12 protein-coding genes and 1 pseudogene are annotated in these 13,874 nt (G+C 74.0%); 2 read left to right on the top strand and 11 right to left on the bottom strand.

Annotation, left to right across the window (positions count from 1 at the left end; all coding sequences use genetic code 11):
* Positions 1-140 precede the first annotated feature (140 nt).
* Entirely contained in the window at positions 141-566 is a 426-nt protein-coding gene (locus ACWD5Q_RS00715) for a DnaJ family domain-containing protein (protein ID WP_451424803.1), read from the bottom strand.
* Positions 567-686: 120 nt separating this feature from the next.
* On the opposite strand from ACWD5Q_RS00715, the gene ACWD5Q_RS00710 reads away from it, so the two are divergent.
* Positions 687-1,082, top strand: coding sequence for a hypothetical protein (locus ACWD5Q_RS00710; RefSeq protein ID WP_451424802.1), 396 nt, complete (start codon positions 687-689; stop codon positions 1,080-1,082).
* Between the two features lie 97 nt (positions 1,083-1,179).
* Here ACWD5Q_RS00710 and ACWD5Q_RS00705 read toward each other — a convergent pair whose 3' ends face one another.
* Positions 1,180-1,854: an O-methyltransferase gene (locus ACWD5Q_RS00705; RefSeq protein WP_451424801.1), complete on the bottom strand. Its 675-nt coding sequence runs from the start codon at positions 1,852-1,854 to the stop codon at positions 1,180-1,182.
* 248 nt (positions 1,855-2,102) lie between these two features.
* Positions 2,103-3,530, bottom strand: coding sequence for an MFS transporter (locus ACWD5Q_RS00700; protein WP_451424800.1), 1,428 nt, complete (start codon positions 3,528-3,530; stop codon positions 2,103-2,105).
* Positions 3,531-3,904: 374 nt separating this feature from the next.
* Between ACWD5Q_RS00700 and ACWD5Q_RS00695 the strand changes: the two genes are divergently transcribed.
* On the top strand, positions 3,905-5,953 hold the full coding sequence (locus ACWD5Q_RS00695; RefSeq protein ID WP_451424799.1) for a bifunctional glycosyltransferase 87/phosphatase PAP2 family protein: 2,049 nt from the start codon (positions 3,905-3,907) through the stop codon (positions 5,951-5,953).
* On the opposite strand, the pseudogene ACWD5Q_RS00690 reads toward ACWD5Q_RS00695, so the two are convergent.
* From ACWD5Q_RS00690 to ACWD5Q_RS00655, 8 genes and pseudogenes are all read right to left on the bottom strand, one after another.
* Positions 5,913-6,167, bottom strand: a pseudogene (locus ACWD5Q_RS00690) (hypothetical protein); the annotation flags it as partial. The gene ACWD5Q_RS00695 and the pseudogene ACWD5Q_RS00690 overlap by 41 nt on opposite strands.
* A gap of 188 nt (positions 6,168-6,355) precedes the next feature.
* Positions 6,356-6,772 carry an aggregation-promoting factor C-terminal-like domain-containing protein gene (locus ACWD5Q_RS00685; protein ID WP_451424798.1) on the bottom strand — a complete coding sequence of 139 codons (417 nt, stop codon included), beginning with the start codon at positions 6,770-6,772 and terminating at the stop codon, positions 6,356-6,358.
* A 428-nt stretch (positions 6,773-7,200) separates the two neighbouring features.
* On the bottom strand, positions 7,201-7,755 hold the full coding sequence (locus tag ACWD5Q_RS00680) for a DoxX family membrane protein (protein ID WP_451424797.1): 555 nt from the start codon (positions 7,753-7,755) through the stop codon (positions 7,201-7,203).
* Between the two features lie 149 nt (positions 7,756-7,904).
* Entirely contained in the window at positions 7,905-8,783 is an 879-nt protein-coding gene (locus ACWD5Q_RS00675) for an ECF transporter S component (RefSeq protein WP_451424796.1), read from the bottom strand.
* Positions 8,780-10,537: an ABC transporter ATP-binding protein gene (locus ACWD5Q_RS00670; protein WP_451424795.1), complete on the bottom strand. Its 1,758-nt coding sequence runs from the start codon at positions 10,535-10,537 to the stop codon at positions 8,780-8,782. Before ACWD5Q_RS00670 ends, ACWD5Q_RS00675 begins: the two co-directional genes overlap by 4 nt.
* Positions 10,534-11,631 (bottom strand): CbiQ family ECF transporter T component, encoded by a 1,098-nt coding sequence (locus tag ACWD5Q_RS00665; RefSeq protein WP_451424794.1) that lies wholly within the window; start codon positions 11,629-11,631, stop codon positions 10,534-10,536. Before ACWD5Q_RS00665 ends, ACWD5Q_RS00670 begins: the two co-directional genes overlap by 4 nt.
* Positions 11,628-12,272: an SCO2322 family protein gene (locus ACWD5Q_RS00660; RefSeq protein WP_451424930.1), complete on the bottom strand. Its 645-nt coding sequence runs from the start codon at positions 12,270-12,272 to the stop codon at positions 11,628-11,630. Before ACWD5Q_RS00660 ends, ACWD5Q_RS00665 begins: the two co-directional genes overlap by 4 nt.
* Positions 12,273-12,322: 50 nt before the next feature.
* On the bottom strand, positions 12,323-13,558 hold the full coding sequence (locus ACWD5Q_RS00655; RefSeq protein WP_451424793.1) for a prenyltransferase/squalene oxidase repeat-containing protein: 1,236 nt from the start codon (positions 13,556-13,558) through the stop codon (positions 12,323-12,325).
* Positions 13,559-13,874: the final 316 nt, after the last annotated feature.

The following is a 13,874-nucleotide window of genomic DNA, read 5'->3' as shown; positions in this document are numbered from 1 at the left end:
CCGTCGGCCGTATGGCCGGTGGCCGTAGGACCGTCGGCCGTGAGACCGGTGATCGTGGGACTGCCGGCCGTCGGACCGGTGGCCGGGTCGACGGAGGCCGTCGGATGTGGGTGGGGCCCGGTGGGCGGGCCGTGGGGCTCTCAGTCCGCGCCCTGTCCCCGGGTGCCCGCGCGGCGCTCGTGCCACTGCCGTACGACCTCCTCGACGTCGTACGGCTTGAGGCCCAGCGGCGGGCCCGGCGGCGGCTTGAACATCATGTCGCGGATCTTCACATTGAGGTCCTCGACCATCCGGCGTACCACCCGCTCGGACGGAGCCGCCAAGGCCGCGACGAGCGTGTCCTCGGCCTCCTTGCGCAGGGCCAGCGTCGGCGGCAGGACCGCGAGGCCCTCGCGGGCCATCTTCCGCTTGATCCACCACAGTTCGTCGTACGCCGTCTCGGCGACCAGGGCCGAGGGTCTCCCCGCGCCGGGGAGGTTCGCGAATTCTCCGCGCTCCTGGGCATCCCGGATCTGTTTGTCGACGAAAGACTCGAAGCTGACGCCGGGTGGCTTGCGTTCGGTCATGGGTCCATTGTGCCGGACGTCACCCTACGCGGCGATCGTGCGCATTATCATTCCGCCGCGGAACGCCAAACGGGCCCCGCCGGCAGGACACTTGAATCGCCGCACCCAGGAGGAGCGCACGTGCTCGAACTCACCATGGCCTCGGTCTCCGCGGCGGACACCGGGGCGACGGCAGGCATGCTGATGGCCGACGCGCCCAGCGACCCGGGAACCGTGCTGCGGGTGGGCCGGGACGCGTCCGTGTGCCGGCTGGTGACCCCGGACGACTGGCTGTTCGTCTCGCGTGTCCACCTGGAGTTCCTGTGCGGTCCCGAGGGCGGCTGGCAAGTGAGCTGGCTGCGCGGCTCCCTGGCCGAGCCGTCCTGCGAGGTGGCGCTGACCCTGGCGGGACAGCCCGCCCAGGCCCTGCCCTACGGCGGAACGGTCCCGCTCCCGCACGGCGGCTCGGGCGAACTGGTCATCCGCGACCGCACCGCGCCGCGCAGCGTGAACGTGGGCTTCTACCACGAGGTGTAGGACCACGAGGTGCAGGACCACGAGGTGGAGGACCACGAGGTGGAGGACCACGAGGTGGAGGACCACGAGGCGCGGGGCCCCTGGGTAGAGGGCGCCGTCAGGCCACCACCCGCGCCAGCGCGAACCCGTCGTGCCCCTTGACACCCACCGTCTGCACCGCCGTCCCGCTCAACCTGGGGTGAGTGGCCATCAGGTCGAGCGCGGCGCGGGTGCCCCGCAGGTCCGGGTCGTCGCTGTCCGCCTCGATGACCCGGCCGCCGCGCACCACGTTGTCGAGGACGATGAGGCTGCCGGGGCGGGTCAGCTTGAGGGCCCACTCGACATAGTGCGCGTTGTTGGCCTTGTCCGCGTCGAGGAAGACCAGGTCGAACGGCTCCGGGTGCTCCTCGGCCAGCTTCGGCAGCGACTCCAGCGCGGGGCCGACGCGGACCTCGGTGATCCGGTCCAGGCCCGCCCGGGCCAGGTTGCGGCGGGCGACCTCCGCGTGCGTGGCGCTGTACTCCAGCGTGATCAGCCGGCCGTCCGCGGGAAGCGCGCGGCCCAGCCAGATCGTGCTGTACCCGCCGAGCGTGCCGATCTCCAGGACGCGGCGCGCACCCTGGAGCTGCGCGAGGAGCTGGAGCAGCTTCCCCTGGTTCGGCGCGACGTTGATGGCCGGGAGCCCGGCCGCCTCGCTGTCCCGCAGGGCCGCGGTGAGCACCTCGTCGGAGGGGGAGAGGAGGGTGGTGAAATACGCGTCCACGTCGTCCCAGAGCTGCTGCGCTGTGCTCATACGCCGTTCCTTCCCTGAATCTAGTTAGCTTACCTAACGAATATAGCCGGGGCGGGGTGCGCTGTCAGCGGATATGCGGCGACGGGGCGAGAACTCAGCCGATCGGGGGATCGGGGGATCAGGGAAGGAGGGCGGGGGCCGGGGATCAGCGGAAGGTCACGGAAACGGGCGAGCGCGCGCCCCCACGTCAGTGGGAGGGCGCGCGCTCGGGCATCCGCCCGGCGTGTCGGCTCTCGGCTGCCGGCGCGTCAGTCCTCCGCGCGCTCCAGTGACGGAGCCGACCCCGGCAGCGGGCGGCCCGCCGACTCCGCCATGAACCACACCGAGGCGCCGCCGATCACGGCCGCCGCCATCATGTAGTAGGCGGGCATCATCATGTTCCCGGTCGCGCCGATCAGTGCCGTCACCACCAGCGGGGTCGTGCCGCCGAACAGCGACACGGAGACGTTGAAGCCGATCGAGAGCGAGCCGTAGCGGACCCGGGTCGGGAAGAGGGCGGGGAGCGCCGCCGGCATCGCCGCCGTGAAGCAGACCAGCAGCAGCCCCAGCGCCCCCATGCCGAGCGCGACCGCGATCAGGCTGCCCTGGCGGATCAGCAGCACCGCCGGGATCGACAGGAACAGGAAGCCCGCGCAGCCCGCGGCGATCACCGGACGGCGGCCGATCCGGTCCGTCAGCGCGCCCGCGAACGGCTGCGCCACCATCATGAGCGCCATCACGCCGAGCACGACCAGCAGCCCGTGGGTCTCGTCGTACTTCAGCTCACTGGTGAGGTAGCTCGGCATGTACGACAGCAGCATGTAGTCGGTGACGTTGAAGACGAGCACCAGGCCCATGCACAGCAGCAGCGCCTTCCACTGGCCGCTGATCATCTCGCGCAGCGGCACCTTGGGGCGGTCCGCCCCGGCCTTCGCCACCTCCGCGGCGAACGCCGGGGTCTCCTCCAGACGCATCCGCAGGTACAGGCCGATGATGCCCATCGGGCCCGCGATCAGGAACGGGACGCGCCAGCCCCAGGCCACCAGGTCCTCGGTGGACAGCAGCGCCGTCATCAGGGTGACCAGGCCCGCGCCGCCGATGTATCCGGCCAGCGTGCCGAACTCCAGCCAACTGCCGAAGAAGCCGCGCTTCTTGTCCGGCGCGTACTCCGCGATGAACGTGGACGCGCCCGCGTACTCGCCGCCGGTCGAGAAGCCCTGGACCAGGCGGGCCGCCAGCAGCAGGATCGGCGCGCCGACGCCGATCGCCGCGTAGGACGGGATCAGGCCGATCGCGAACGTGCCGACCGCCATCATGATCATGGTGAGGGCGAGCACCTTCTGCCGCCCGATCCGGTCGCCCAGCGGGCCGAAGACCAGCCCGCCGAGCGGGCGGACCAGGAAGGCCGCGGCGAAGGCGCCGAAGGTCGACAGCAACTGCGCGGTGGGGTTGCCGGACGGGAAGAAGACCTTGCCGAGCGTCACCGCGATGTAGCTGTAGACGCCGAAGTCGAACCACTCCATCGCGTTGCCGAGTGCGGCGGCCTTCACGGCACGCCTGACCAGTGCGGGATCGGTGACGATGGGCCCGGGGTGAGCCGGGGACCCGGATGCGACGGATGCTGTGGGCGATGCGACGGTCGACAAGATTCCGCTCGCCTGCCTTTCGACGGGGACTAGGACAGGGCTCGCCGGCATGCGGCGGGCCGGTGACCCGCCACGGGGGCGGGTCCGAAAACCGACCATAGGGGCATGTGTCTCCATCACGTGGAGTGACGGGAGGGCGGCGAACCGTGCGTAAATGCGCTGTGTGCAGGTACGACGCAGTGCGGGCGAGCAGCCCGACGTCGCCACATTTGTGACCCATCTCGCGCACCCGGGAGGGAACCGGACCGTCCGCCCCGCTATGGTCATGCGGACAAAAGCCTGGCGGACCTCGGGTGAAGAGGGGGTTGCCTGCGTCTTGCCACGGGGTCTGCGAACCTCATGCGGGTCCGGACAGGTGCATGCGTACGGGACGCATGGGGCGTATGGGACGTACGGGATGAACGGGGCGGGAGGGCCGACGAGGCGTGGGGAACGTCGAGCACAGCGGGCAGGTGGCCGGTGTCTACGGGGCGGGGGCCCCACAGCAGGCGAAGGCGCGGCTGAGAGCGGCCCGGGTGGGCCTCTGGCTGATCGCCGCGGTCCTCGCGGTACGGCAGATGGCCGTCGTCCTCGGCACCCCTGAGGGCGAGCGGCTGACGGACCTGGAGACCTGGGTCGGCCCGCACGGGGTCCTCCATGTGAACGGGTCGCTGTACGACTCGACGCGGTTCGCCGGCACACCGTTCGCCGGGCTCGTCCTCAAACCCCTCACCCGCGCGGCCCAGCAGGCCCTCGGCTGGAGCTGGACCTTCGGCACGCTCCTCCTGGTCGTCGCGCTCGGCCTGATCGCCGCCCGCGCCCTGCCCCAGCCGGTGACCCGGCGCAGCTCCCTGCTCGCCGCGCCCGTCGCGATCAGCCTGCTGATGCTGTCGCTGCCGGTGCGCACCACCCTCTCTCTCGGCCAGACCAGCATCATCCCGGTGCTCCTGGTCCTGCTCGGCTGCTTCGTCGTGCGCGGGCAGCGGGCCGGGGGGCTGCTGATCGGTCTCGGTGCCGCGCTCCAGCCGACCCTCCTGCTGTTCGCGCCCCTGCTGTGGTTCACCGGCCGCCGCCGCGCCGCCGCCTCCACCGCCTCCACCTTCGCCGCGTGCACCGTGCTCGCCTGGGCCGCGATGCCGCACGACTCGTACACCTACTGGGTGCACCACCTGGCCGGCACCGGTCTCGGCGGCGAGGCCGACGACCACACCAACCAGTCCCTGCACGGCGCCCTGCTCAGGCTGGGGCTGTCCGGGCCGCTGGAGATCGGCCTGTTCCTCGTCCTGGGCGCCGCCGTCGCGGCCCTCGGGCTGCGCCGCGCGATCCGGTACGCGCGGGACGGGCAACTGCTGCTCGCCGTCGCGGTCACCGGCTGCGTCGCGGTCGCCGTCTCGCCCACGAGCTGGCAGCACCAACTGCTGTGGGTGCTGCTCACGGTGGCCGGCCGGGTCGGCACGAAGGCGTCGGACCGGTACCTCTGGCCGGTCGCCGTCGTCCTGGTGATGACGCTGCCCGCGCAGATGATGCTGCCCAACGTGAGGGTGGTCGAGCCGCTCCGCGACAACCTGGTGCTGCTGGCGGCCCTCGCCGCCGCCACCTTCGTCCCGTTCCTGTCCCGCACCTCCCCCTTCTACCGGGCCCCCGTGCCCACGCGGTACGCGCCCCCCGTTCCCACCCGCCGGCGGTACGTCCCGCTCCTGCCGTTCCTGCGCCGGGTCCTCACCCGCCCCAACCTGCTGCTGGAACTGCTGCTGATCCGGGTCACCTACGCCGCCTACTCCCAGGTCCGGCTCGCGGCGACCGGCGACGACAGCGCGACGGGCCGGGCCACCGCCGAACACCACGGCGACCAGATCCTCGGGCTGGAGCGGTTCCTCGGGATCGACATCGAGCACGGGGTCAACCACGCCGTCGTCACGGTCGGCTGGCTGCGCGGCTTCTTCGACTTCTACTACGAGTCCTTCCACTTCGTGGTCCCGCTCGCCGTGCTCGCCGTGCTCTACCGGCGCCGCCCGGTCGACTACCGGTGGGCGCGCTCGGTGCTCGGCCTCACCACCCTGATCGCCCTGGCCGGCTTCTGGCTCTACCCGCTCGCCCCGCCGCGCCTGATGCCGCACCTCGGCATCATCGACACCGTGCACGGCGTCCAGGACTTCTCCGAGCCGGACTACGGCACCCTGACCGCGCTGACGAACCAGTACGCCGCGATGCCCTCGCTGCACTTCGGCTGGTCCCTGTGGTGCGGGCTCACCATCGCGCTCCTCGCACCCCGGTGGTGGATGAAGGCCCTCGGCCTGCTGCACCCCCTCTTCACGGTCTCGGCCATCGTGGCGACCGGCAACCACTGGGTGCTGGACGCGGTCGGCGGCGCGGCCGTGGTCGGCGCGGGCTTCGCACTGGCCTTCCTGCTCCAGGGGCCGCGCGCCCGGGCGGCGCACGCTCCCGCGGAGGTCGGCGCCGCCCCCGTCCCGGTGACGGCCCGTACCGCGAGCTGATCCGGTACACGCCCGGCGCGATGACCGTCAGCCGGGTGAACTCGCCGTCCCGGGCGAGGCAGCCACCGCCGTCGGCGTGCAGCCACGGCGAGTAGGCGATCCGCACGGTGACCGGGCCGGGTCGCGGCACCCGTACGGCCACCTCGGCGCTCGTCGTGCGCAGGACCGTCGCGGGTGCCGTCACCAGCGGCACCGCGCCGCGCACCCGGTTGATGGGCGGAATTGGGCCACGCCGGCGCGCGTCACCGGGCCTTCTTCCGGCCGCGCGTGGCCCCTGTCCGCCCATCACGGCACCACCGGGCAGCTTGCGGCTGCGGTCCACCCGGTGAACGTGGTGAACGCGGCGAAGGCGGCGGCCCCGGGTCGGGGTCGCCGCCTTCGCGGTCAGGGGGTTCGGCCCTGTCAGTACCAGTGGTGGGTGGACCAGAAGTTCCACGCGGCGGCGGGGCTGCCGTAGCGGGAGTTCATGTAGTTCAGGCCCCACTTGATCTGGGTGGCCGGGTTCGTCTTCCAGTCGGCGCCGGCGGACGCCATCTTGGAGCCCGGCAGCGCCTGGACCAGGCCGTAGGCGCCGGAGGAGGCGTTGGTGGCGTGGACGTTCCAGCCGCTCTCGTGGGTGACGATCTTGTTGAACGCTTCGAACTGCGTGGCGTCCGGGATCATCTGGCGCGCGATCACCCTGGCGTTGGAGGCCGACGTGGGGGTGGCGGCCTGAGCGGGCGCCGAGGTCATGGCCAGGCCGGCCGCGGCGGCGGCGAGAGCGGTGGCGGCGACGGCCTTCTTCGGGCTGGCGATGCGGCGGATGAAGGAGACGGACACAGAGAAACCTTTTCGTCGGGGACACGGGCGTCGCAGACATGCCGGAACCACGCGGAGGCGGTGGGGGTATGCGTCGGCGCCGCGACCCGGGTGGGTTCGTGGCGCCCTGCGACGTCATCCAGAGAAGCAGGCGGGAAATCCGTCCGCAATGCCCCTTTTTATTAGTTGTGTTCGTATCCGCGAAGAAGGCACCTCGTGTGACGTGGCTCTCAAACCGCAGGTCAGGCGGCTGATGGGCGAGGACATGGCGACGAATTGGGACTACGGCCCCGCGTCGTAGGTGACGATGGTCACGTGGGGGTCGTCACGGTTGGGGTGACGGGGTGTGTGCGGCGGTCGTACAGGGAGGAAGCGGGCGGTGTGAGCCGCACCGCACGCATCGGGGTGCGATGTGACCGGCGCCGCACGCGTACGAGCCGCGAGCCCCCTCACAGGCTCAGCGTGATCGCGGCGCCGATGCCGCCCAGGCCGAGGGCGAGGGAGGCCGGGATCCAGCCGCCCCTGCCCCAGGGGAAGAACCGGTCGAGGGCCAGCCGGCCCGGACCCAGAGCGGCCACGGCGAGGGCGACGGCGGCGATGCCGAGGTTGTACTCCATGCCACCCTGTGTGTCCCACAGGCCATGGGGGGCGGTCTGGGTCGCCATGGCGTTGATCATCACGCCGATCAGGGCGGCGGAGGCGAGCGGGGTGAGCAGCCCGAGCGCCAGGCCGAGACCGCCGAGAAGCTCGGAGAGGCCGCAGATCAGGGCGAAGACCTTGCCCGGATGGAAGCCGAGGGAGGCCAAGTACGCGCCGGTGGCCGTCAGGCCCCCGCCCCCGAAGATCCCGAAGAGCTTCTGGGCGCCGTGCGCCGCCATCAGCAGTCCGAAGACCAGTCTGAGGAGCAGAAGTCCCCCGTCGCCGGCCCACGAATGCGGCCACGGCCTGGGATGGGCCGCCGGTTCCCTGGGAACCGACAGCGGGTCCGTGCTGCGCTGTGCCATCGGACTGCTCCGGTGAGGACGCCGGGCGCTGACCCCAGCTCGGGCTGCTGCCGAGTCACCGGTCGAGGGCCGGGTCCGCGCGTCGTCGCGGGCGTCGGGCCACCCCGTTCGATTCGATCCTTCCGCACACGCGCCGCTCCTGCACCTCCTCAGGCGCCGGGCTCGTGAGGTGCGAAGGCGACCGGGCTCTCGAAGGCCGCGCGCCGGGTGGCCCGGCGCAGAGCCTTGAGGACGGCCGGGCCGAGGAAGCAGGTCAGCACGACCGTGAGGACGGCCCGGCCCAGGTCCCAGCCCAGGGAGGTGGCCAGGCAGTACGCGAGGAAGCGGGCGAGGTTGGCGGTGAGAGGGGCGTGCGGGTCGTAGGCGATGTTCGAGGCGAGTGCCCCCATGAAGGGCCAGCCCGCCAGGTTCATCACCGTGCCGTAGGCGAACGCGGCGAGGAACCCGTACCCGGCGAGCAGCGCCACCTCGCCCCGTCCCCGCACCCGAGCCTGGCCCGGCAGCAGCCCCGCGCCCAGCGTGAACCACCCCATGGCCAGCATCTGGAACGGCAGCCAGGGGCCGACCCCGCCCGTCAGCAGCGCGGACGCGAACATGGTCACGTTGCCGAGCACGAACCCGAAGCCCGGCCCGAGCACCCGCCCGCTCAGCACCATCAGGAAGAACATCGGCTCCAGGCCAGCGGTACCGGCCCCGATCGGCCGCAGGGCGGCGCCGGTCGCGGCGAGCACGCCGAGCATGGCGACGGCCTTCGGGCCGAGCCCCGACTCGGAGACCGCCGCCGCCGCGACGGCGACGAGCAGGACGAGCAGCCCGGCGAAGAGCCAGGGGGCATCCTGGGCGTGCGCGCCGAGCCCCGAGGCGGGGTCGGCGAACAGGGGCCAGGTGAAACCGACGGCGCCGACCGCGCTCACCAGGAGCAGGGCGGCGACGGAACGGGGGCCGAGGCGGACGGGACGGGCTCCCGGGGCCGGGGCGGCGGCCCGCGGCCCGGAGGCGGTGACCGGATCCGGGGTGAGGCGGCTCATGACGACAGCGCCTCGCGGACCTGGGCGACCGTGAGCCACGGCTGCGGGGCGAGCACCTTCGCCACCTGCGGGGCGAAGGACGGGGAGGCGACGACCACGTCGGCGGTGGGGCCGTCGGCGACGACCTCGCCGTCCGCGAGGATCACCACGCGGTGCGCGAGTTCGGCGGCCAGTTCCACGTCGTGGGTGGCCAGGACGAGGGAGTGGCCCTCGGCGACGAGCCCGCGCAGCACGGCCACCAGACGGGCCTTCGCCGCGTAGTCGAGACCGCGCGTCGGCTCGTCCAGGAGCAGCAGCGGGGGCCGCGCCGTGAGCACGACGGCGAGCGCGAGCGCCAGCCGCTGCCCCTCCGACAGGTCCCTGGGGTGAGTGTCGTCCGCGACGCCCGGCAGCAGGCCGGACACCAGGGCCCGGCAGCTTCCCGGGGTGGCGCCCGCGTCCCGGTCGGCCGCCGCGCACTCGGCGGCCACCGTGTCCGCGTACAGCAGATCCCGCGGCTCCTGCGGTACGAGGCCCACGCGGCGCACCAGGTCGCGCGGGGTGGTGCGGTGCGGCACCGCGCCGCCGGCCCGCACCCGGCCGCGGGCCGGTTCGACGAGTCCGACGAGCGCGGCGAGCAGCGTGGACTTCCCGGCGCCGTTGCGGCCCATGAGGGCGACGGTCTCGCCCGGGCCGACGGTGAGGTCGACATGGCGCAGGGCCTCGACGCGGCCCCGCCGGACGGAGAGGGCCTCGACGACCGCGGTGGCGCGGGGCGTCGCGGCGGCGTCCGCTTCCTCGACGACGGGTGCCGATGTGCGCCGGCGCAGAAAGCGGCGCGGGGCGGGGACGGCCACGGGACGGGGGCTCACGGTCCGGCGCGGGCTCCCGGTCTCGCGCGGCGCGGGCGCCGCCTTCGCCGGTGCCCCGGCAGACGTCGCCTGCCGGGGCACCAGTCGGTGACTCAGTCGCTCGCGCAGGGCGGTCGCGCGGCGGCGGGCGTCGCGGACGGTCAGGGGCAGCGGGGACCAGCCCGCCAGTCGGCCGAGGTCCACCACCGGCGGGTACACCGGGGAGACCGCCATCACCTCCGCCGGGGTGCCGAGGACCGGGCGGGCGCCGGGGGCCGGGAGGAGCAGGACCTGGTCGGCGTAGTGCACGACCCGCTCCAGGCGGTGCTCGGCCAGCAGGACCGTCGTGCCGAGGTCGTGGACGAGCCGTTGCAGGACGGCGAGGACCTCCTCGGCCGCCGCCGGGTCCAGCGCGGACGTCGGCTCGTCGAGGACGAGGACCCGCGGATGCGGGGTGAGCACCGAACCGATCGCCACGCGCTGCTGCTGACCGCCGGAGAGGGTGGCGATCGGCCGGTCCCTCAGATCCGCCAGCCCGAGCAGGTCCAGGGTCTCCTCGACCCGCCGCCGCATCACGTCCGGGGCGAGCCCCAACGACTCCATCCCGTAGGCGAGTTCGTCCTCGACGGTGTCCGTCACGAAGTGGGACAGCGGGTCCTGCCCCACCGAGCCCACCACGTCGGCGAGTTCGCGCGGCTTGTGCGTACGGGTGTCGCGGCCGGCCACCGTGACCCGGCCGCGCAGGGTGCCGCCCGTGAAGTGCGGGACCAGCCCGCTCACCGCGCCGAGCACCGTCGACTTGCCGACCCCGGACGGGCCGACCAGCAGCACCAGTTCACCCTCCGGGACCTCGAAGTCGACGTCCCGCACCACGGGTTCGGCCGCCCCGTCGTATGTCACGGAGACCTTCTCGAAGCGGATCACGCGGCGGCCTCCTCGGGGGCGGGGGTGACGAACGCGGGCAGCAGACCGAGCAGCACCGCCGCCGCGGGCAGCAGCGGCAGCGCCGGGGCGGTCAGGGGGACGACACCGGGGTGCAGGGCGGCGGGGTCGTAGGCGGACCACAGGGCCGGGACCGCGGCGGCGGCGATCCCGGAGCCGGCGACCAGCCACGCCCGCGCGCCCCACGCGTCGGGCCGGTACCGGGTGCGCGGAGAGCGGCGGCCGCCGAGCCGCAGCCCGGCGAGCGCGGCGAGAAGACCCCCGAGCAGGACGGGCAGACCGTAGGCGGTCCCTTCCGCGGTCAGCAGTCCGTACGTGCCCGCGCACACGCCGAGCAGCCCGCCCAGCGTGAGGGCGGTGGTGGTGCGGCGGACGGCCGGCGGGACGGCGGCGGTGCGGCCGAAGCCACGCGCGTCCATCGCGGCGGCGAGCGCCACCGAGCGTTCCAACGCGCCCTCCAGGACCGGAAGTCCGACCTGGAGCAGACCGCGCAGACCCCGGTCGGGCCGGCCGCGCAGCCGGCGCGCGGCGCGCAGCCGCCGCACATCGGCGACGAGATGCGGGGCGAAGGTGAGCGCGACGACGACCGCCACGCCCGCCTCGTACAGCGCGCCCGGGAGGGCCTTCAGCAGCCGGGCCGGGTTCGCGAGGGCGTTCGCGGCGCCCACGCAGAGGAGCAGGGTGGCCAGCCGCAGACCGTCGTACAGGGCGAAGACGAGGCTTTCGGCGGTGACCCGGCCGCCGAGGCGGATGCCCTGCGCCCAGTGCGGGAGCGGGACCTCGGGGAGGGTGAACAGGGTGTGGGTGCCGGGGACGGGTGAGCCGAGGACCACCGTGAACAGCAGACGGATGGCGAGGACGGCGAGGCCGAGCCGGGCGAAGGCGGCGTAGGAACGGGACCAGGGGGCGGTGGTGCGGCGGGCCGCGACCACGTAGGCGGACACGGCGACGAGGAGGGCCAGCAGCAGGGGGTTGGTGGTGCGGGTGGCGGCGGTGGCGAGACCGAGCGCCCACAGCCACCAGGCGCCCGGGTGCACGGCCGGCCGGCCGCGGCCGGGAGGGGGCGCCACCGTCATCCCCTGCGGCGGCGCGCCTGCCACACCGCCGCCGCGCCCAGCGCGGCCACGACGACGGCGCCCGCGAGGACGCCCACCGACGGGCCGTGGTCCGCCGTGCTCCGCGCCGGCGTCCGCTCCTTCGCCTGTGCCTTCCCGTCCGTGCCCTTCGCCGGGTTCCGGTCCTGCCCGGCCGTCACCTGTTCGCCGCAGCCGTTGGCCGGATACCCCGCGATCGCGCACAGCAGGGCGTTGGTGTCGTAGCGCAGCGGGCCCGCGACCGCGGCCAGCGCGTCCGCCGTGGTCGCGTCCCCGGGCACCCGGGCGCAGGCCGTGCGCGCGGCCGGCGGCCGTTCGCCGGAGGGGGCGTCCGCCGCCGTGCCGAAGTCCAGGACCAGGGCCACGCGCTTGGCACCGTCCCGTGCGGGTGTGCCGGCGCAGATCGTCGCGAAGTCCGCGCTGCCGCGCGGCGTCGTGGCGTCCGCGGAGTCCTCGCTCACCGCGAACCGGAAGCCCTGGACGTCCCCGTCGGCGGGGCGGGCGGTCGAGGGGCCCTCGGTGGCGTACGTCCAGGCGCTGCCGCTGCGCTCCCAGAAGGACCAGTAGCGGTAGCCGACGGCCTGGGCCGGGGCCGCGCCGACCAGCAGCACGCACACCGCCATGACCAGCAGGAGCGGCGCGGCCGGGCGCGGGGCGCCCGCGCGGACGCGGGTCACGGCTGCTGCCGCTTGCCGCGGCCGCTGAGCAGGAAGCCGATGCCGATGCCGGCGACGAGGAAGACGCCGACGATCCACCACATGCCGAAGCCGGAACCGGAGTCGGCCTTCTTGCCGGGCTTCTCGGCCGTGTCGGTCTTCTGGGCCGCGTCGGCCGCCTGCGGCGCCGGGCCCGTCGCGTTGAGTGCGGCGACCAGGTCGGACCCGCCGAAGTGCCGCGGGTCGGCGCCCGTCGCGTGCGCGGCGAGGATGAGCTGGGCGTACGCGGCCGGGCCGCTCTGCTTCGCCCACGGTCCGGAGTTGGCCTGGAGCCAGTGCAGGGCGCCGGACGCCTGCTCGCTCTGGCCGGCGGTGGCGAGGGCGACCACCGCGTCCGCCGTGTTGCCGTAGTCGGGCTGGTCCTTGGCGCCGGGCAGGGCCGAGGTGAGGTGCTGGTCCTTGGCCAGGGCCGTGCGGAGGTACGCGGCGCCGTTGCGCGCGGCCTGGCGCACATCGGTGGCCTTCCCGCACGCCGGGGCGGCGCTGTCCGCCGGTGTCGCAGCTCCGGCGAGACCCTTGCCCAGCGCGCCGGTCACGGCCGCCGCCGTCGCGTCCGCGTTGGCCGTGAGCGCGCCCTTCTTGTCGGGCTGGTAGGCGAAGGCGCCCGCCCCGTCGCCGTCGCAGGGCAGCGCGAGCTTCAGCAGCGCGTCGTACGGGGACCTGCCGTCCTTGCGGACGTCCTCGGGCCGCTCGCCCGCCGCCGTGAGCGCCCCGATCACGACGGACGTCGAGTTCGCGTCGCTCGCGCCGCCCGCGGTGTAGCCCCAGCCGCCGTCCTTGTTCTGCACGGACTTCAGCCAGGCCACCGCCTTGCCGGTCTCCGGTCCGTGGCCGCCGAGCGCGGCCAGGGCCTGGACGGCCGCCGCGGTGTTGTTCGTGTCGACGGGCGTCTTCGCGTCGCACGTCGCGGCCGGCTGCGCGCGGTACGGGGCGAACGCGCCGCTCGCGCACTGCTGCCCCGTCAGCCAGCCCACCGCCGCGGCGGCCGGCCGCACACCGGCCGTGTGCTGGGCGAGCAGGGCGAGCGACTGGCGCCAGACGCCGTCGTAGGCGGGGTCCGCGGTGCCGTAGAGGCCGGACGGCAGTGACGGCGAGGCGGACGGGGAGGGGGAGGCGGCGAAGGCCGCCGTGGCGGGCGCGCCGGCGACGGCGGCTATGGCGGCCAGTACCGTGGCACTGCGGCGAACGATCATGATCGGCGGATGCCTCTCCCTTGGTGTCCGGGAGCAGGGCGGCACGGGGCGTCCCCGGGCGGCTCGGCTCCGTAGACCTCGACGGTGCCGTACACCGGCGGGCCGCCGGTGCGCGTGAGCCGGTCACGTCCCGTACGCGGCGTTCCGGCTCGCTGCCTCAAGGCGGCTTACGGTTGCGGGTCAGCGCCGGATTTGCACCGGCTTTCCCCCGTACGGGTGTGAGTACGACCCGGCTACTGTACCCGCAGGCAGAAGCGGACCCTGTGAGCGGGAGCCGGGGGCGGCCGGGCGGTCGCCGGACCTGGGGCAGGGGTCC

The organism is Streptomyces sp. NPDC002513, from assembly GCF_053595355.1.
This window is presented reverse-complemented; position numbering and strand designations above follow the sequence as displayed.